Source organism: Bacillus mesophilum (genome assembly GCF_008923265.1).
Lineage (GTDB): Bacteria > Bacillota > Bacilli > Bacillales > Cytobacillaceae > Cytobacillus > Cytobacillus mesophilum.
Genome location: NZ_WBOT01000001.1, coordinates 17408 through 36964, shown reverse-complemented (window position 1 = coordinate 36964; position 19557 = coordinate 17408). Strand labels below are relative to the sequence as shown.

23 protein-coding genes are annotated in these 19557 nt (G+C 38.3%); 8 read left to right on the top strand and 15 right to left on the bottom strand.

The features are described from left to right. Positions 1–7: 7 nt before the first annotated feature. The 3 genes from F7732_RS00180 (at position 8) to F7732_RS00170 (ending at position 2971) form a co-directional block, all read left to right on the top strand. A complete protein-coding gene (locus tag F7732_RS00180; RefSeq protein ID WP_151571714.1) occupies positions 8–925 on the top strand; it encodes a LysR family transcriptional regulator in 918 nt (305 codons plus the stop codon). Positions 926–1030: 105 nt separating this feature from the next. Further along, positions 1031–2134 carry a 5-methyltetrahydropteroyltriglutamate--homocysteine S-methyltransferase gene (locus F7732_RS00175; protein ID WP_151571713.1) on the top strand — a complete coding sequence of 368 codons (1104 nt, stop codon included), beginning with the start codon at positions 1031–1033 and terminating at the stop codon, positions 2132–2134. A gap of 162 nt (positions 2135–2296) precedes the next feature. Next, complete coding sequence (locus F7732_RS00170; RefSeq protein ID WP_151571712.1) at positions 2297–2971, top strand: DUF421 domain-containing protein; 675 nt, start codon at positions 2297–2299, stop codon at positions 2969–2971. Positions 2972–2978: 7 nt separating this feature from the next. Here F7732_RS00170 and F7732_RS00165 read toward each other — a convergent pair whose 3' ends face one another. Continuing rightward, the gene (locus tag F7732_RS00165) at positions 2979–3248 is read right to left on the bottom strand and encodes a hypothetical protein (RefSeq protein WP_151571711.1); all 270 of its coding nucleotides are present in this window, start codon (positions 3246–3248) and stop codon (positions 2979–2981) included. A 147-nt stretch (positions 3249–3395) separates the two neighbouring features. Here F7732_RS00165 and F7732_RS00160 point away from each other — a divergent pair, with 147 nt between their 5' ends. Continuing rightward, the gene (locus F7732_RS00160) at positions 3396–5687 is read left to right on the top strand and encodes a UvrD-helicase domain-containing protein (protein WP_151571710.1); all 2292 of its coding nucleotides are present in this window, start codon (positions 3396–3398) and stop codon (positions 5685–5687) included. A 65-nt stretch (positions 5688–5752) separates the two neighbouring features. Here the strand turns inward: F7732_RS00160 and spoVIF are convergent, their stop codons facing one another. The 7 genes from spoVIF to F7732_RS00125 all read right to left on the bottom strand — a co-directional run bounded on the left by spoVIF (position 5753) and on the right by F7732_RS00125 (position 9482). Next, positions 5753–6007, bottom strand: a complete 255-nt coding sequence (gene spoVIF, locus F7732_RS00155; protein WP_066447447.1) for a sporulation-specific transcription regulator SpoVIF — start codon at positions 6005–6007, stop codon at positions 5753–5755. 126 nt (positions 6008–6133) lie between these two features. Further along, complete coding sequence (locus F7732_RS00150) at positions 6134–6277, bottom strand: YjcZ family sporulation protein (protein ID WP_151572550.1); 144 nt, start codon at positions 6275–6277, stop codon at positions 6134–6136. Between the two features lie 110 nt (positions 6278–6387). Further along, positions 6388–6744: a stage V sporulation protein AE gene (gene spoVAE / locus F7732_RS00145; RefSeq protein WP_151571709.1), complete on the bottom strand. Its 357-nt coding sequence runs from the start codon at positions 6742–6744 to the stop codon at positions 6388–6390. Between the two features lie 15 nt (positions 6745–6759). Continuing rightward, on the bottom strand, positions 6760–7773 hold the full coding sequence (spoVAD, locus tag F7732_RS00140) for a stage V sporulation protein AD (protein ID WP_151571708.1): 1014 nt from the start codon (positions 7771–7773) through the stop codon (positions 6760–6762). Beyond that, positions 7773–8246: a stage V sporulation protein AC gene (gene spoVAC, locus F7732_RS00135; RefSeq protein ID WP_066447454.1), complete on the bottom strand. Its 474-nt coding sequence runs from the start codon at positions 8244–8246 to the stop codon at positions 7773–7775. The genes spoVAD and spoVAC overlap by 1 nt, the downstream gene beginning before the upstream one ends. An 18-nt stretch (positions 8247–8264) precedes the next feature. After that, positions 8265–8732, bottom strand: a complete 468-nt coding sequence (locus F7732_RS00130; RefSeq protein ID WP_151571707.1) for a sporulation protein — start codon at positions 8730–8732, stop codon at positions 8265–8267. Positions 8733–9125: 393 nt separating this feature from the next. Next, complete coding sequence (locus F7732_RS00125) at positions 9126–9482, bottom strand: DUF1360 domain-containing protein (protein ID WP_151571706.1); 357 nt, start codon at positions 9480–9482, stop codon at positions 9126–9128. 133 nt (positions 9483–9615) lie between these two features. On the opposite strand from F7732_RS00125, the gene F7732_RS00120 reads away from it, so the two are divergent. After that, positions 9616–10140, top strand: coding sequence for a CotY/CotZ family spore coat protein (locus F7732_RS00120; protein WP_151571705.1), 525 nt, complete (start codon positions 9616–9618; stop codon positions 10138–10140). 158 nt (positions 10141–10298) lie between these two features. Here F7732_RS00120 and F7732_RS00115 read toward each other — a convergent pair whose 3' ends face one another. From F7732_RS00115 to F7732_RS00085, 7 genes are all read right to left on the bottom strand, one after another. Further along, the gene (locus tag F7732_RS00115; RefSeq protein ID WP_151571704.1) at positions 10299–10829 is read right to left on the bottom strand and encodes a CotO family spore coat protein; all 531 of its coding nucleotides are present in this window, start codon (positions 10827–10829) and stop codon (positions 10299–10301) included. 154 nt (positions 10830–10983) lie between these two features. Then, positions 10984–11754, bottom strand: coding sequence for an enoyl-ACP reductase FabI (fabI, locus tag F7732_RS00110; protein ID WP_066447475.1), 771 nt, complete (start codon positions 11752–11754; stop codon positions 10984–10986). A 215-nt stretch (positions 11755–11969) separates the two neighbouring features. Next, positions 11970–13820, bottom strand: a complete 1851-nt coding sequence (locus F7732_RS00105; RefSeq protein WP_151571703.1) for a monovalent cation:proton antiporter family protein — start codon at positions 13818–13820, stop codon at positions 11970–11972. A 313-nt stretch (positions 13821–14133) separates the two neighbouring features. Next, on the bottom strand, positions 14134–14982 hold the full coding sequence (locus F7732_RS00100; RefSeq protein WP_151572548.1) for an RluA family pseudouridine synthase: 849 nt from the start codon (positions 14980–14982) through the stop codon (positions 14134–14136). A gap of 79 nt (positions 14983–15061) precedes the next feature. Next, a complete protein-coding gene (locus tag F7732_RS00095) occupies positions 15062–15856 on the bottom strand; it encodes an NAD kinase (protein WP_151571702.1) in 795 nt (264 codons plus the stop codon). Positions 15857–15906: 50 nt separating this feature from the next. Continuing rightward, positions 15907–16527 carry a GTP diphosphokinase gene (gene yjbM, locus F7732_RS00090; protein ID WP_151571701.1) on the bottom strand — a complete coding sequence of 207 codons (621 nt, stop codon included), beginning with the start codon at positions 16525–16527 and terminating at the stop codon, positions 15907–15909. Between the two features lie 358 nt (positions 16528–16885). Continuing rightward, complete coding sequence (locus tag F7732_RS00085; RefSeq protein WP_151571700.1) at positions 16886–17275, bottom strand: UPF0738 family protein; 390 nt, start codon at positions 17273–17275, stop codon at positions 16886–16888. Positions 17276–17463: 188 nt separating this feature from the next. On the opposite strand from F7732_RS00085, the gene F7732_RS00080 reads away from it, so the two are divergent. The 3 genes from F7732_RS00080 to F7732_RS00070 all read left to right on the top strand — a co-directional run bounded on the left by F7732_RS00080 (position 17464) and on the right by F7732_RS00070 (position 19545). Next, a complete protein-coding gene (locus F7732_RS00080; protein ID WP_151571699.1) occupies positions 17464–18057 on the top strand; it encodes a CYTH domain-containing protein in 594 nt (197 codons plus the stop codon). A 54-nt stretch (positions 18058–18111) separates the two neighbouring features. Next, complete coding sequence (locus F7732_RS00075; RefSeq protein ID WP_151571698.1) at positions 18112–18759, top strand: lytic transglycosylase domain-containing protein; 648 nt, start codon at positions 18112–18114, stop codon at positions 18757–18759. A 378-nt stretch (positions 18760–19137) separates the two neighbouring features. After that, on the top strand, positions 19138–19545 hold the full coding sequence (locus tag F7732_RS00070; RefSeq protein WP_151571697.1) for a globin domain-containing protein: 408 nt from the start codon (positions 19138–19140) through the stop codon (positions 19543–19545). The last annotated feature ends 12 nt before the right edge of the window (positions 19546–19557 follow it).

Here is a 19557-nt window from a genome sequence, read left to right as displayed (position 1 = left end):
AAAGAACATGACTCTACAGCAGCTTAAATATGTAATAGAAGTAGCAAGAAGCCGTTCGATCAACAAGGCAGCACAGCGACTCTTTATTAGCCAGCCTAGTCTTTCAAATGCATTAAAAGAGCTTGAGGAAGAATTAGGGATTACCATTTTTCACAGATCAAATAAGGGCATTTTGCCAACCCCTGAAGGATCCGAATTTTTAGGATATGCAAGGCAGGTTGTTGAACAGACAGAACTCCTTGAAAATCGATATACGAATACTCGCTCTCCGCAGCAGCATTTCTCTGTATCTGCTCAGCATTATGCTTTCGCTGTAAGTGCTTTTGTTCGACTGCTGACAGATTATGAACGGGAAGAATATGAGTTTAGCTTCCGTGAAACGAAAACATATGAAATTATTGATGATGTCAAAAATCTGCAAAGTGAAATTGGTATTTTATATTTAAATGATTTTAATAAAAAAGTCATCCAGAAGTTTTTAAGAGAAGGTAATTTGATTTTTCAGGAACTATTTGAAGCAAAGCCGCATATCTTCATCAGTTCCAAAAATCCGCTTGCGCAAAAAGAATATGTGACCTTAACTGACTTGCCTCCCTATCCATATCTCTCCTATGAACAGGGCGATTTTAACTCTTTCTATTTTTCCGAAGAAATTCTGAGCACCCTATCAAGACCAAAAAACATTCGAGTTACAGACCGGGCCACATTATTTAATCTCCTGATCGGTTTGAACGGCTATACGATTTCAACTGGAGTCATCAGCCATAAATTAAATAGCAAAGACATTGTTGCAGTTCCATTACTAGTAGATGAAGTCATCAATGTTGGCTATATTACCCGAAAAGATGTGACCAAAAGTACTTTAGCCAATATTTATATTCAGTATTTAAAAGAAACCATCGAAGAAGAACTAAAACCGTTATAGTTTAAGACTATAGCAAGAAATAGATTTATTGTGTTACTTTATAATAATTTCTCCTGCTATACTTACTTCAATACCAAAATATTGAAAGAAAGAGGGAGATCACAAATGTTGAAAACACGCGTCCAAGCTCCATTCAGAGCAGATCATGTAGGAAGTTTATTGCGTCCGGAAAAAATCCATATTGCAAGAAAGGATTATCAAAATGGAAGCATTTCAGCGCAGGAATTGCATGCAATCGAAACAGAAGAAATTAAAAAAGTCGTAGATAAACAAATCGAAGTCGGACTGCAGGCTGTTACTGATGGAGAATTTCGCCGCCGGTTTTGGCATACTGATTTTCTCGAGCATTTAAATGGAGTCGAAGGCTATGTTCCAGATAGCGGGTTTGCATTTAAAGGAGAAGAAACGGAAAGATATGATGTTCGTGTCATTGGAAAAATCTCTTTTAACGAGAATCACCCTCACCTTAAAGATTTTGTTGAATTTAAAGAAATCGTTGGGGATCGTGCTGTTGCAAAGCAAACAATTCCTAGCCCCAATCAGTTATTTAACGCTGGTATTCGCAACCTTGAAATCTATCCGGACGTTGAAGAATATGCAAATGACATCATCATTACCTACCGTGATGCCATTAAAGCCTTTTATGATGCAGGCTGCCGTTATTTGCAGCTGGATGATGTCTATATTGCAGGCTTAAATGCAGAGAATATTCCATTCAATGATAGCGGTTATTCTCGTGAAGAATTAATCAGCCTAGCATTGCGTGTTGTAAATGGAGTATTAGAGGATAAACCAGAGGACCTTATTGTAACTACTCACCTTTGCCGCGGTAATTATCGCTCGAAATGGGCTTTTGAAGGCAGTTATGCTAAAATTGCTCCAACCCTTTTTGCAAAAGAAAAAGTAAACGGATTTTTCTTAGAGTATGACGATGATCGTTCTGGCGACTTTGCTCCTTTAGACTATATTCCGAATGATGGGCCAAAAGTGGTTTTAGGTGTTTTCACTTCAAAGCATGGAACTTTAGAAGATAAAGAAAACATTAAAGCTCGAATTGAAGAGGCAACAAACTATGTGCCTCTGGAGCAGTTGTGCATTAGCCCTCAATGCGGATTTGCTTCCACACATCACGGCAATATTTTAACTGAAGAAGAACAATGGGCAAAACTAAAATATATAGTTGACATTTCTAAAGAAATTTGGGGATAAATAATAAAAAAGCGGACAACATTTATGGTTGTTCGCTTTTTTATTTTAGTTCATTCTCTGCCTGCCTTCTAATGAGCCGTGATGATACTACACTTGTATCCCTCATAAAACTTCTAAACATTTCACATAATAACTGTAAACGGAATAAGGCGGTTATCATCAATGGAATATGTACATATATTGTTTGTTCTCTTAGTTGGATTTATTGCCCTTTTCGGCATGGCCAAAATACTCGGAAAGACACAAATTACGCAAATAACCCCCTTTGATTTTATTTCTGCGATTGTTTTAGGGGAACTTGTTGGAAATGCGCTATATGACGAAAATACAAGTATATGGCAAATGCTCTATTCTGTAGTCATATGGACCGTTCTCATTTTTACAACAGAATTAATAACACAGAAATATAAAAGCACTCGAAAATTGCTTGAAGGTGAACCATCTATTGTTATTAAAAAAGGAAAAATAAATTTCGACGTATTAAAGAAAAATCATCTTGATTTAAATCAATTGCAGCATTTGCTGCGTACAAAAGATATTTTTTCTGTTAGAGAATGTGAATATGCCATTTTAGAAACAGATGGCACTGTGAGTGTTTTGAAAAAACCCGCGTTTACCGTGCCGACGATTAGCGATTTTAATATGCCTCTGCCTTCCGTGGAAATACCGATTACCTTAATCATAGACGGGGAAGTGGTATTTGATAATCTAGAGAATATGGAATGGGATTTAGAGAAGTTGAAAATGGAGATTAAAAATGCTGGTGCATCATCTGTAAAGGATATTTTGATTGCCGAATGGAAAAAAGGAGAAGGACTATATGTACAGTTGTACTAGTCTTCTCCTATACTACTTCATTAAAAAATCTGCCTTTTCCTGTTAACTCACTATATAGTCTTTCAGCTTTTTCGTGCGGAACAGGGATTTTACTTTTCTCACTATTTGAAGTCAGAAATACTTCCTGCCGGCCTACATTATCATTATCGCCAAAGGTTTCTAAATGGTTATGAATCTTTTCCACTCGCTGAAAACGGAATGGATCAGGTTTCACTTTCAAATCCCGTTCAGCATATTGCTGATATTGGGTATGATTTATTGGTAAGATATAGCCCATGACACCTGCTCCTTTGCCTTTTTTATATCAGTACCCTTGTCAGCGGATATATAAACTATAGAAAGCCCCTTTGCATCTTGCCTATAATTCCTATAGTATATTTTATGAATCTATTATTCATAGAATGAAAGAAAAGTTGGGTCATAAATGAAAACTGCGCTATTTAATGAAAGAATCATACAAATTGATCAAGTTGCCCGCGAAGAGCTCGTGTCAATCTCTAACCAAGCTAAGCAAGGTCAAATGACATGTCCAGTATGCGGAGAAAAGGTCAGATTATATTTAGGTATTTATAAACAGCCTCATTTTTATCATTACAGTAATACAGCTAAAGAATGCGAAGATCAGCTCCAAGCAGCCTCATCTATCGATGAGTCTGCTGCCTCTGTAGAGATAAATGGATTTACGCTACCTCAATCACGCTCCATTACAGCTGATCGTTCTGCTCAGACAGGGTTTAAAGAAGCCTATGAAATTAAAACAGGAAAAGAAATGCTTGATCAGCCAAAGTCTGCAGTCTACTCTAATACCTTTCTTGATCAGCTGTCGAAAAACGGGACTGCTCTTGATCCAAAGCAAGCGGAAGCCGTCTGCTTTGATGAAGGGCCTCTTCTCGTTCTGGCTGGTGCTGGAAGCGGTAAGACAAGAGTTTTAACCGCAAGAGCTGCCTACTTAATACAGGAAAAGCAGGTTAGGCCAAATCAACTGATGCTTGTCACATTTACAAGTAAAGCAGCTGCTGAAATGAAAACAAGATTGCTGACATTTCCAAGTATGAACAAAAGTTCAATTGGGCAGATGGTTACCGGCACCTTTCACAGTATCTTTTTCCGGATTTTAAGCTTTCATGAACGTGACATTTGGTCAGGCGATTCCCTGCTTGCAAAGGAATGGCAAAAAGAACAAATCTTGAAGATGGCTGGCCGGGAAATGAATCTGGATGAAAAAGATTTTTCTTATGATTTAGCTCTTCAGCAAATAAGCTACTGGAAAAATTCTCTGCAGACACCTCAATCCGCTTCTGCAGAAAACGATTGGGAAAAAACAGTGAAGGAACTTTTTAGAAAATATGAGCAGTACAAGGCAGAAAAACAGTTGTTTGATTTTGATGATATGCTGACAGGCTGTTACCGGCTTTTCACTGAAAATCCTGATTTAACCCAGCGGTACCAAGAACGGTTTCACCATATACTCATTGACGAATTTCAAGACATTAATACAGTTCAATATGAACTTATCAAAATCCTATCCGCCAAACATAAAAATGTATTTGCAGTTGGAGATGATGATCAGTCAATTTATGCGTTTAGAGGCAGCAGTCCGCATTTCCTGCTTCACTTTGAAAAAGACTATCCACAGGCAAATGTCATCTCATTAAGTCAAAATTATCGCTCCAGTCATGAGGTTGTCAGTGCAGCAAATGAAGTCATTAAGCTAAATAAAGAACGCCGTCTCAAAAAAATGAATGCCCAGTATAAAAGTCTCGTCTCTCCTATTGCGTTTTTTCCTTATGATGAGGAAGAAGAAGCAGCCATGATTTTAACTGACATAAGTGAGAAGCTTGAAGGTTCTTTTAAGCCAGAGGATATTGCCATTCTGTACCGGACACATGCGGGCAGCAGGGCGATCTTTGAAAAGCTGGCATATTCAAGCTTTCCGTTTAAAATTGATCAGGATGCAGAATCCTTTTACGATAAATTTATCATTAAAAGCATGCTTGGTTTTTTAAAATTATCGATTGATGAAGAAGACCAGGAAGCAGTAAAACTGATATTGCCAGCATTATTTATGAAAAACCAGATCCTTCAAGACATGAAAGCTAATAGCATATTAAATGATATGACTTTACTTGAATGTTTTGCTCATGTGAAAACAGGCTATTCCTTTCAGGAAGCAAAGCTAAAAAAGGCAGTTCCCGTGATTCGATCCTTAAAAGGGCTCTCACCATTGCGAGCTATTGAAATAGTAGAAAAAAAATTAGGATATAGTGATTTTATTAAAAAACGGGGCAATGAAGGCAATAAGCTTGAAAAAGGATCTGATGAGATAAAGGATTTAAAAGTTGCAGCTAAACGGTTCAAGCATATATCAGACTTCTTGGAGCATGCCGACCATATGCGGGCAATGAATAAAGAAATTAAAAAGCAAAATCGTACGCTCGAAAACGCAATTACGCTCAGCACCATTCACCGTTCCAAAGGTTTAGAATATAAAGCTGTCTATATTTTAGGAGCTGTCGATGGCTCTTTGCCTCATGATCATGCATTAGAAGCATATCGAAACGGAGATTCCCTGCCGCTCGAAGAAGAACGGCGGCTCATGTATGTCGCCATGACAAGGGCGCAAAACAGCTTAGCCATATCGGTTCCCCAAAATCGGCGAGGAAAACGAGCTAATAATTCACGTTTCTTGACTTCATTACTTAAGAGGTCCCGCTAATCAATGGTCATCATAAAAAAACAGCTAGGATGCCATTCAACTGGCCCTAGCTGTTTTGCTATGGATTATTTTTTATTCATCATTTTGCTGATTGTATTAAAATCAAGCTGCTTGCCGTCTGCCACAATTGATTTCACAATTTTGTCTTCTGTTTCTTTAGATACAGGCTTATTTGCGATTTGAGAAACTCTTCTAATCACACTTCTTACTGTATTTTCGTCTTTAAAATTTGCATTTTGCAATGAACCCGCAAGGTCAAGAACATCCTTCATATTGACGCCAGTTTTCTTTTCAATATTTTTAAAGAACTGATTATCCATTCTTAATATTCACGCTCCTTCTTAAACTACTTTATATAGTATGAAGAAAGAGCAAAAAGGTGTATGACGCTGAAAAATTATAAGGCAAATGCCTGTAACAGCATTTGCCTTACCTTTTTTATTCCATTAGAAGCTAGCACCAACAATAATTAGAAGGATAAACAACACAACGATTAGAACAAAAGTGCTGCCGTAGCCGCCGCCATAGCCGCCACCGTATCCTCCGCCGTAGCCATAGCCGCCACCGCAAAATCCGTAACCCATCAATATCACCTCACATTGTTTGTTCTCTACAACGTATGTAAAACAACTATGAAGTGTATAGGCAAGCTACTAATTAATCAGGAAGTTTTTTTATTATTGCATGGAAATTAGGCGAGTTACCCCTTGGGTTTAAAGAGCAAAGCTCCGATAAATCCAAAGACAATCGCAGCCGAAATACCAGAGCTTGTAACCTCGAACATGCCCGTTAAGACACCAACTAATCCATGCTGCTCTGCTTCCTGCATAGCTCCATGAACAAGGGAATTCCCAAAGCTTGTTATCGGAATCGTTGCACCAGCTCCAGCAAAGTCTGCCAGTGGTTCGTATAATCCCAGACCGTCAAGTACCGCTCCAAATACAACAAATAAGCTTAATGTATGGCCAGGTGTCAACTTAAATATATCAAAGCAAATTTGACCAGCGACACAAATGAGCCCTCCAACTACAAAAGCCCAAAAAAACATTGGCAGCATACTCATATCTCCTTTCTAATTCATCTCAATTGATACTGCATGTGCAATACACGGAATACTTTCATTCTGCTGAAACGTCAGTGGTGACAGTAAAGCACCCGTTGCAACAACTAATATTTTTTTATACGTGCCTTTTTTCATTTCATTCAGAAGATGGCCGTAGAGCACGGTCGCAGAACAGCCCGCACCGCTTCCTCCTGATTGAACTGGCTGACCCTCTTTATAGATAAGCAGCCCGCAATCCTGAAACTTTTCCCTGTCGAACGTAATTCCTTTTTTAGAAAGAAGGTCATATGTTGTTTCTTGCCCTATTTTTCCTAAATCACCTGTAACAATAAGGTCGTAGTAGGAAGGATCAATCTGTAAGTCTTCAAAATGAGCAGAGATGGTATCAGCTGCAGCTGGAGCCATAGCACCACCCATATTAAAAGGATCTGTTAACCCAAGATCAACGACCTTACCAATTGTGGCAGATGTAGTGACCGGCACACCTGTTTCACCTTGATTTGCTTTCAGAATCGCTACTCCAGCTCCAGTTATTGTCCATTGCGCAGTAGGAGGTTTTTGCCCGCCATACTCTGTAGGGTAACGAAATTGCTTTTCAACTGCTGCATTATGACTGGAAGCTCCTGTTAGGATATGATTTGCACCTTTATAATTAATAATAAAGGACGAAAGAGCTAACCCTTCCATTGATGTTGAGCAGGCTCCAAAGATGCCCATATAGGGAATGCTTAATGTTCTTGCCCCCAAGCTTGTGGGTGTAATTTGATTAATTAAATCCCCTGCAATCATAAATTGAATATCACTTGTCTGCAGATTTACTTTTTGGATAGCGGTTTGACTTGCTTCCTCAAGCAGAATCCGATGTGCTTTTTCATATGAATCCTGTCCCATCCAGAGATCATCATGGAGAATATCAAAATCCTCTGCTAACTTGCCATTTGCTTCAAAAGGACCGCCTGAAACCCCAGTTGCAGCAATAACTGGGCGATTCTCAAATACCCAAGATTGTTTACCCTTCAGCATCAGATCACACCCCATCGAATTAAAATAGTCTTAATTAGAGCAATCACAAATGCTGAAAATACTCCAAATAATAATACCGAGCCCGCTAATTTAAACATATTGCCGCCTACTCCCAGTACAAAGCCTTCTGTACGATGTTCTATTGAAGCTGAAATGACGGCATTACCAAACCCGGTTACAGGCACTGCACTCCCTGCTCCCGCATATTGACCGATTCGGTCATAGACCCCAAACCCTGTCAGAAGCATGGCGATAAAGACCATTGTGGCAACTGTAGGATTGCCGGAAGTTTGTTCTGTAAAATTGAAAAAGTATATATAGAATAAAGAGATCGCTTGACCAACAATGCAAAATAAGCCGCCTACCCAAAAAGCCCGCAGACAGTTTTTTAAAACCGGCCGCTTTGTTTCATGCTGCTGCTCTAGCTGCTGATAGCTCTTTTGCTCTGGTGTCTTTTGCGCCTTCTTTCCCATGAAATCAGCTCCCTTTTATTAAGTCATTTCTTTCTTCAGTTTAATAATCTTGTCAAACTTCTTTTGTGCCTTTTCTTCACTGTAGTTCTTGTCTTCCTCCATCTTGTCATGCAGCTCGACAGCTTCAAGAAAAATCTTGTAATCACTTGAGACGATAAAATCTTCATCCGGGTAATCTTCCTCAAGCATCTTATTTAATTTCTCTTCTATCTTCACCATATGAAATCGCTGCAGATGCTTGACTTTATAAGCTACAAGAATTTCCTTTTCCCCCTTAATAACGGCTACATCAAATAATTCCTCCATACTTTCAACATCTTCCTTCACTTTGTTGAGCATGCCGATGTCATCGCTCTCGTTGCTGCCGATGATAGCTGGAGTAGGGTGTATTTCTTTTATTAAAGACATTGGTGAATTTTTTGAATCATGATGGCTGCATCCGCTCATGATGAATACAAAGAAACAAACAAAGATTATTTTTTTCATAAGGGATCCCTTTCCTAAGTAATTATCATATCTATATTGTTTCGGATAAGAATATAAATTATGACAAAAAATGTTCATCCTATTATTGGCATTCTCAGCTATCTCTAGAAAATAACAGCCAAGCCTGCTTGCCATTAGGAGCCATCAAACCTTGGCAGAAAAAGCCCATGAAAAAAGCCAGCTTTTCAGCCGGCCTTTAATCATTAATATTTCTTTGTCTTTTTCCCGCATCCGCAGCCTTTTTTCTTCTTGGGCTGCTGCTGTACTGGTGCCGCTTTAACAGGTTGTGCTGTTTTTTTGAACATTTAAATGCCCCCTAAAGATAAAATTGTTCCTGCTGTTAGTTTATGTGCACATGCTTTTTCTTGTGTGAAGTAAATGCCTACCCTGCTCTTAGTCTTCCAGCCATTTTTGCACAATCACTTCAATTATGGATGCCAATCCTGCAACAGCGAGCACTAAAAGCAAGGGAAATGCAATACTGTAATAAACAAAAAATAAGGCACATATAAAAATGGCGCACCACACCCCTGTACACCAATGGCAGCTTAAAAGCTGACCAAAAAAACCTCTAATTCCCCTATTCTTTGGGACTAAATAGGTTTCTTTCTGACCAAACTCATCTTCTTCCTCGACTTCATCGAAGAATGGCGACCGGATAAACTGCGTGATTTGATCGTAGACCAATAACCGTGTAAGACGAAAGCTAGCCAGGACAATGATGAATAATTCCAACCATGTCAATTCCATCATAACTCCCCTTTCCAAACTTATAAAAAACCGCCTATTTTTCCTATAACAAGGCTTTTGCCCGTGTCCTAAAGGGCTGCCCTGCAATATGTTATTAATGTAGATCACAAGAAATATAAAGGAGGAAACAAATATGGGTTGTGGAAAGAAAGATGACTTCAAAGGCCAAAGCTGTGTATGTGAAGTAGTTCGTGCTATTAAAGATATTCAAGATAATGCTGCAGAAGATGCGTGCGAATGCCCTTCCAACTGTTTCTTAGAGCCTCTTGGAGCAATTTCACCAAGTAAACATAAAAAGAGAAAAAGTCCTGATACTCGCGTATTCGTACTAAAAACTGCTGATGGGTCACCATTCCATGCGTTCTTTACTAACAGAAGTGATTGTGCATGCGTTTCAATCTTCTTCCGTGTAGAGGATGTGTTCGATAACTGCTGTGCTGTGCTTCGAGTACTTGAGCCTGTTTCAGAATGTGAAGGTCAAGGCGGCAGATCAAAATTCGAAACAGTAGACATCGTTGATGATTGCTGCATCGATTTGAAGAAAGTATGCAAAGTTGATGACTTCCGCAGTACAGACGATTGCATTACAGTTGACCTTAGCTGCTTCTGTGCAGTTCAATGTATCACAGACGTAGATCTTAATGTTTGCGAAGACTAATTAATATGCATTAGAGCCAGCCGAATGAATCGGCTGGCTTTTTTACATCTACAGGAACGTATTTTAATTAGAAAAGCATTTGCAGAATTGTGCTGATGTTAGCCTGCAATTCATTCGTAAATGCTTTTTGAACTTTTGCCATGAAATAGTGCCAGCGATTACCTCAAGCCGATCATTTTAACTGAAATCAAATCAGCTATATACATTTTTTCTACACTGTTATCGAATGTTTTTACTTCAATTTCGAAGTCTGTCTTATTGATAAGAATTCCTTTTACTGAAACATCAGTACGTTCGAAAATACAAGCTACAGGCGGCAGCTGATGTGGAAAGTGATCTAAATAGTGCAATCTTTCCATTACATTCATTTCTTTAAAGCTTTTTACTCTCTTAAAAGAGGACCGTCTCTCTTTTGAAAACGGATTAGAATGTACTCTTTGCTGTTCTTCATACTCTTCTATTACTTCTTGTTTATTTTCAACTGGAGCCACTTTATCATCTGCCAGCTTTGTTTCCTTAAACATATTGACTTTTGCCCTTGATTCTTGATCTTCAAATTGCGGCTGCACTTCTTCCACTGCAGGCTTTGATTTCTTTGATGAGAAAACACTTTGCATATTCACTTCTGGATAGTGGATATTCGGCTGATTGATATATAGAAGCGGTTCCTTTTTATCCTTAGCAAGCATAAACTTCCCTCCTTCTTTCACTCATTCATCGTATTATATGTATGCCGAAACTAGGCGTTCTTTTCCAATTAAAAATTTCTTCAAGTAATAAAGTGTTATTTATCGGTTAAATGCAAAAAAACCTATGCAGTTATCTGCATAGGTTAAAATGCTCTTATAAAATGTGGAAACCAGAATCAACGTGAATGTTTTCTCCTGTAATCCCTCTTGCTAAATCACTGAATAAAAACAAGGCTGTATCGCCAACTTCTTCTGGAGTAGTTGTTCTGCGCAATGGTGCCTTCTCTTCAATTTCTTTTAATATAGAATTGAAATCACTTACTCCTTTTGCAGAAAGAGTACGAATAGGACCAGCTGAAATGGAGTTTACACGGATACCATCAACACCAAGATCGGATGCTAAATATTTTACACTTGCATCAAGAGATGCTTTTGCAACACCCATAACATTGTAATTTTTAATAGCACGCTCTCCGCCTAAGTATGTTAGCGTTACAATGCTGCCGCCTTCTGTCATAAGCCCTCTCGCTTCTTTTGCAACAGCCGTTAAAGAATATGAGCTGATATTATGAGCAAGCAGGAAGCCATCACGAGTTGTATTCATGTATTCACCCTGCAATTCTTCTTTATTAGCAAAAGCGATACAATGAGCAACTCCGTGAATGCTGCCAGCAGCTTCTTTGATCTGTGTAAAGCATTTTTTAATATCGTCATCACTTGTCACATCACAAGGTAAAACAAGGGAATCTGCTCCCTCTAAGGATTCTGCCAATTCACGCACACTCTTTTCCAGACGTTCGCCTGCATACGTGAAAATTAATTTTGCCCCAGCTTCATGCAGAGATTTTGCTATTCCCCATGCAATACTTCGCTTATTAGCTACACCCATAACAACATATGTTTTATCTTTTAAAGAAATTGTCAAATTAAACAGCCTCCATTACTAATACATGATATTAATACCTAGTCCTAATTTTACATGAATTGACGTAAAAAGAAAAGGGCAAAAGGATGATTCGTTTTATCATAGTATGAATTTAATAAAAAAACCCGAATGGTTAGAAATTATTCTTCTAATCATTCGGGTATCATTGAGTTGATTCATTGCGTTCGGGTTATCATTTGTTTAAATACTTATGTCTACACAAGCTCCAGTTCACGTTTTAGTTCATCTACATATTCTTTAGAGCCTGTAATAATCAGCCTGTCATTCAGATGAAGCTCTGTATCTCCATGTGGGACGATGGCATCTTTTCCTCTTAGGATTCTAACGAAGATAACATCACCCGTAAACGGAAACGTACGAAGCAGCATGCCGTCAAATTGGGGGTTCAGCAACTTGACCTCATATAATGCTGTTTCCTGGTTCGTTAGGATGTTGATTACACCAGGTGATTCAATCAGAGAACGCAATAATGTTTTGGTTGAAAGAATGGTCGAGAATACCTCAACCTCCTTATAACGCAGTAAATCTTCCATTTGCGGACTCTCAGTTCTCGCAATGACACGATTAACGCCTTTTTCCTTAAATCCTGTTGCTAACTCAGCATTAATCTTTTCATCCCCAGTCGATATAACAATAATGTCCGATTCTAAAATATCAGTATTTGCTAATGAATCCATTGTAAAATCAGGGATTTCATTGATATTAAAGACTGAATCAGCAATTTGCTTATCAGCTTTCTCTTGTCTCTTATGATACAAGCTTGTTTGATATAAACCTGATGCCAGTTCCCTTGAAACAGGCATAGTCAGCTGATTTGCTCCAACAAAGGCTACCCTTAATTTCTTTTCTTTTTGTGTATCTACCGGGAAAACCTTTTTAAACACAATAGGAGTAAATATGCTTGTGATTACCGCAACTAAAATAAGTGTGCCTGACATTTCAGCGGTGATTACACCCATGCGCTCTCCAATTGTAGCTGCTGCAATAACCAGCGAAAGCGTAGACGTTAATAAAAAACCAGATGCAATCACTGTTTTCATGTCATACCATTTGCGCAAGTATAAAATCGGAATCAATTTTGACAGCAGCAAGGCGATTAGCAGCAGCGGGATAAGCAGCAGCATTTTCTTGTCACTGAACAATGCCCAAATATCGAGATCTACCCCAACCATTACAAAGAAAATCGGAATCAGAAAACCATAACCAAATGAATCGAGCTTATGTACCAATTCTTGATTTGGAGATAATAGCGACACAAGCACTCCTGCTAAAAACGCCCCTAAGATATTCTCTGCACCAACTGTTTCAGAGAGGGCGACAAGGAAAATGATTAAAGCGAAAACTGCTCTTGTGCCAATTTGTACAGTCCCTGTTGACAAAGATTCAATAAAACTGCGATTTTTAAAGCGGCTTCCAATGAAGTATAAAACGACTCCTGCTGCGAATAAGACAAGAAGCAGCCATGTATTACCTTCCCCGCCATCATTAACGGAAACAAATACTGCTAATAAAATCATTGTCACTAAATCGGCAATAACAGCGACTAGTAAGATGATCTGGCCTATCCCTGATTTCATAATATGTGCTTCCTTCAGAGTCGGCACAACTACACCTAATGAAATCGTTGAAATGATTAAGGTCATCAAGAAGGCATTATCAATAAATCCAGCAAGTACGAATAAATACGATAGCCCTAGTGATACAACAAAAATCCCAATAAATACGATAGTGGCTACTGAAAAAGCATTTGGTTCGAGCTTGCCGCTAGGCAGCTTTTCCCGCTTTTTCTTAGTGGAAAACGCACTGAAATCTATTTCAAGTCCGCTCAGAAACATTAAAAATATGAAACCGAGTGTTGATAATGTTTCTAGCCACATATCCTCCTGTACAATATTAAATCCGCTTTTCCCGATAATGAGTCCCATTAAAATTTCTGCAACTACTACCGGAAGAACATTAAATTTTAAACGATGCAAAATAATAGGTGTTAAAAATGCAACGATAATAACAATTACTAATGATGCAACAGATGCACCGTGTTCCATCAAATCCCTCCCTTTATTCAAATAGCCTTTTAGCCATGAATTCTTTGTAAGCAAAATGTACACGCCAATCTTAACAATGATAGCGCATACAGTGCCAGCGAAAAGTTTCATAAACTTAAATAAACATGACAATGACCTTATATAATTGATTTTGTTTGTTTGAAAACCAGAGCATCTACGCATCTATTCAAATATAAGCTTATGTTACCCCTATAATGGATAAATGATCATTTAGCAAAAGAAAAAGCCGGGAAAATTACATCCCGGCTGTATCGTCCGTATATAGTAAGCTGGTTGCAGAGATAAACCTTTTCTAATGGTCATCTGCATTATGCAGCAGTCTCTTTATATCATCAGGCAACGGTGATGAAAATGAAAAGACTTGGTTCAAAAAGGGATGGTAAAAGGTTAGATGACAGCAATGCAATGCCTGTCTGTTGATCTTTGCTAAACTTCCCCCGTATAAATCATCACCAAGAAGCGGATGGCCCAGAAAAGATAAATGAACACGAATCTGATGAGTTCTTCCAGTATCTAACATAATCTGTACATGAGTAAAATGATCATACCTTCTTTTTACTTCATACCGAGTACGTGCAAAAGCACCATCACTTCGAACTTCTCTTTCAATGATACTTTCCTTCTTTCTCCCAATTGGCTCCTCAATGATGCCATAATCGTCTAAAGAGCCCTCTGCCAATGCTTCATATGTTCGTTTAATCTCATGAATCTTTTGCTGTTTGCTCAAAAGATGGTGAACATGTCTGTGCTTTGCGATAAGCACCAGACCTGAAGTGTCCCGGTCAAGCCTTGTGAGAATATGGACGGTGGATTGTAAACCAATTTCCTCATAGTAGCCAATAATGGCATTAGCCAAGCTTCCGGCAGGATGCTCACGTGAAGGGATCGTACTCATACCTGCCTTTTTGTCAACGACCATAACATAAGAGTCCTCATAAACAATAGAAATGGGCAGCCTTTCTCCAATTAACCCCTCACTAGTGGTTTCATGTGGGAATACAACTCTCACAAGGTCTTGTTCTTGTAAAACATAGCGGACATTCTCTTTTTCTTCGTTTACATAGATAGAACCACCGCTGAATTTTATATCCGTTAAAGCTGATTTGGAAATCCCTTTTTCGAAAAGAAATTGTTTCAGCATTACTCCGCTGCTATCCTTTCCAATTTTCCATTCTAATTCAAAAGATGCCACAACATCTTGCCTCTATTCATCTGTTTTTTCAATCTGCTACAAAAGAATCATGCACTCGTTTCCAGAATGGAAACGGTCTAAACCTTGCAAACCGAACTCTTTCTTCCGCCACTCTGAATTGTATTGATTTTACATCTTTATGCAGTAAGGAAAGATGATCAATGGTTATTTTAAAATCTTGTTCATTCACAGGCTTTAACATGCAAGTATGGTGTGCTGGCAAAACCAGTGGTGAACCAACCGTCCGGAAAACCTTGTTATTAATAGAAGCCATTTCCGCCAGCTGAATGGCAGGCAGCGACGGATGCAAAATCGCTCCGCCGAGCGCTTTATTATAAGCAGTACTTCCAGATGGTGTTGAAAGACACAGACCATCTCCCCTAAATCTTTCGAAATGCTGCCCGCGTATTTCTACATCCATAACAAGAGTTGCGTCATCTGCTTTAACTGTAGATTCATTTAGTGCCAGATATCTTGTTTCCTTACCGCCATTCTGATACCTTACAACCGTTTCAAGTAATGGATATTCTACTATCTCATAAGGAGTTTTTGCTATGGCAATAACGAGCTTTTCAATTTCTTCTGGAACCCAATCTGCATAAAAGCCCAGATGACCAGTATGTACACCAATAAAAGCTGTTCGGTCAAGCCTGCTGCTATATCTGTGGAAGGCATACAATAAAGTGCCATCTCCGCCAACTGAAATAACAAGATCTGGCTCTTCTTCATCATAGATTAATTCGAAATCCAATAGATAGGATTTCATTTTGTGCATAAGGGTATTGGATTCGGAATTCCCTTTAGAAGTTATGGCAAATTTCATCGTCTTAAGCACCTCTTTTACATTCATTTGAGGAACATGCTATATATTTACTACTGCTTTTTCTTATTGCGAGTAAAGAATGCCTGCGCTTCCTGTATCTCGCCTTTAATGGCTGACATCTCTTCATCTAAGCGGAAAGCAGCCTCTGCTGCTCGCTGGAGCCTCATTTTTAAATCGTCCGGGAAAAGTCCTTTATATTTATAATTCAATGAATGCTCAACCGTTGCCCAAAAGTTCATGGCTAGGGTCCTTATTTGAATTTCAGCTAAAATTTTCTTTTCGCCTTTAATTGTTTGCACTGGATAAGCAATGACGACATGGTAGGAACGGTACCCGCTTGCTTTTTTGTGCGAAATATAATCACGTTCTTCAACAATTTCAAAATCATTCCGCAGCCGCAAAAGTTCTACTACTTTTCTTATATCATCTACAAACTGGCACATCATCCTTAAGCCGGCAATATCCTGCATGTCTGATTCAAGCCGATCCAATGGGATGCCCTTTTGATTTGCTTTATCTAATATACTTGCAATGGGCTTTACCCTTCCAGTTACAAATTCAATCGGAGAATGATCAGAATTCATCTCGAATTGACTTCTCATCCCTTTAAGCTTTACTTTTAACTCATCAACGGCCTGTTTATATGGAGCCAAAAAAAGATCCCAATGCATAAATACCACCCTTTTAGAAAAGCGTAAGCGCCTTGATCAGCCCCGAAAAGCATAAGACGAGATGGCTAGAAGGTCGTTCTTTGACCTTCTGGACAGATTGGCTTATGACCTCGAGGGGCTAGGCGCTGAAGCTAGACATTAGAAAAGCGTAAGCGCCTTGATCAGCCCCGACAAGCATAAGACAGGTTGGCATAAAGGTTGTTCTTTAACCTTTAGGGCAACATGGCTTATGACCTCGAGGGGCTAGGCGCTGAAGCTAGACATTAGAAAAGCGTAAGCGCCTTGATCAGCACGATTCAGGCTTTCGACGCTTACCTCTAGACATCAAGAAAATAATGAATTCTATATTTTTTATTCTTTATTCTTGAACTATCCCCTGAAATATACATTCAACTTTTTCTACCATAATTTCACCATAATTGCTGTTGCCCGTAATATTTTCGATAAGGTAGGAAAGTTCTTCTTGGAATGCACTTAATAATAACTCCGCTTTACCGTTTGTCAATTTTACTGCAGCTTCAGTTTGATGAGCTTTCTTTAATTCACTCCACGAATGCTCTGGGAGTACTAAATATGTATAATCGTTATCCACTTCCAATATGTAAACAAAAGCCAAGTGATCAGAGTCCACTAACATTTGTTCCATTGCCTTTATGTTAGAAAGGTCAATCTCACGATCAATGGATAAAACAAGTTCGTTAACTTTTTCTTGATAATGTACAGCTGAAACAGTCAATTTATTTTTCATTATTATACCTCCATACTCCCACCTATTTTACCATACCACTCACAAAAAACTAAAGAAAACTTGCCCATTAGCGGCTAAGGTGAACCTTAAATACAAGGACAAGCTGGAGTGTTTAGGTGCTGCAGTCATTGCAGTTTTAGCTTTAGATTGCCATAATAATGATTATTAGCTTTGAAAGGAAATGAAATATGGATAAACATATTGAGATTGAATTTAAAAACCTGCTGACAAAAAGTGAGTTTGAATTGTTGAGATCATCATTGAACTTTACTGAAGGAGATTTTCAAACACAAACAAATTATTATTTTGACACAGCAAATTTTCAATTAAAACAACAGAAAAGCGCCTTAAGGATCCGAGAAAAGAATGGACAATATGAACTTACATTAAAACAGCCGCATGAAAATGATTTATTAGAAACGAATGATATATTAACTAAAGAAGCTGCTGAAATAGCAATTAATGCCAAAAACTTAAACCAACCTGAATTTTTACACCATGAACTATTCTTTATCTTGAAGGAAAATGGCATTTCCTTAGAAGATATAACCCTTTTTGGCTCATTAAAAACGCTCAGAGCTGAAAAAGAATATAAAGGCGGACTGCTAGTACTGGACAATAGTTACTATTTAAATGAAGAGGATTTTGAGTTAGAATATGAGGTAAGTGATCGAGCAAATGGCGAAGTTATTTTTAAGAAGTTACTTGCTCAATATCGCATTCCAATAAGGGAAACGGAAAATAAGGTTAAACGTTTATATAACCGAAAGACTTCTTTATAATTTTTAAAAAAACAATTCTTATATTTTACTTCTATTGAAGGAGACCGCATACAGATGAATGTCAATCAATTAAAAGTCATGCTTGAATTGCAGGCATTGCAGAATTTTAATGCCTCCGGCTCGGCTAAGGGTGAGGATTCATTATTCAATGACCTTTTAACCAACTTCTTATCAAGCGGCAGTACATCTGCACTGCAATCGCAAATACCAAATTCTCTTGGTGCAGTCGCTTCTCTGGAGCCGCTCGCAAACAAGAATTCCTTGATGAGTACTTCTTATAACCTCATGCCTCTTAGCTTGTCTAAGCTTTCTGGCACAAAGACGAATGGAAGCTACAATGATCTGATTGAAAAAGCCTCAGAATTATATAATGTACCCGTTAAGCTAATTCAATCTGTGATAAAACAAGAGTCAAATTTTAATGCTAACGCAGTTAGCCATGCTGGTGCTTCCGGTTTAATGCAGCTTATGCCCGGCACAGCTAGGGGGCTGGGTGTGACAAACATCTTTGATCCTCAGGAAAATATTTTTGCAGGCACTAAATACTTGCGGCAAATGCTCGATAAATATGATGACAATGTTGAACTTGCATTGGCAGCCTATAATGCAGGACCAGGCAATGTTGATAAATACAATGGCATCCCTCCTTTTAATGAAACAAGAAGTTATGTTAAAAAGGTTACAAACTCGTACTTTGCTTAAATAGATAACTAAACAAAAATTTTTGTAAAATAAGCCTGCTGACTTTAATTGCAGGCTTATTCTTATATTTATCCACAATTATCCTTCAACCTATAATTCCTTTGATTCTCCAGTCTATATATACACGAATTTAACATTATCCAAATATTGCATACTAGTCTAATTGATTCTTAAAATGCGGTTTGTTTGAGATATCTTGATTACATTGATAAAATATAAACAGATATCTCGATAAACATGTATACCTATTTGTAATCATATTTACATCTATACACCACTTTTAATATATTCCATGAAATATACTGCTAGACAATAATGTGGCTCATGCTGTGTCTATCATTTAGGCATCGAGCTAATTTTATAAGGGGAGTAATAAATATGACAGGAAAAATGCAGACACCATTTGACATAATCGGTGAAGATAAGCTTCATCAGCTTGTCGACGCTTTTTACACAAGAGTTGCAGAGCATCCTGATCTCGCTCCTATTTTTCCAAAAGACTTTGAAGAAACAGCCAGGAAACAAAAGCAATTTTTAACTCAGTATTTAGGCGGACCACAAATTTATACAGCAGAGCATGGGCACCCTATGCTAAGAGCCAGACATTTGCCTTTTGAAATAACGCCATTGCGTGCTCGTGCTTGGGTTTCTTGTATGCATAATGCAATGGATGAAGTAGAGCTGACCGGCCCAATAAGAGAGGATTTTTTTGCCAGGCTTAACCTGACTGCCCAGCATATGATTAATACTCCAGATAAAGATGAAATGAAAGGTGAGAGCTCTTGAACAATCATGAAC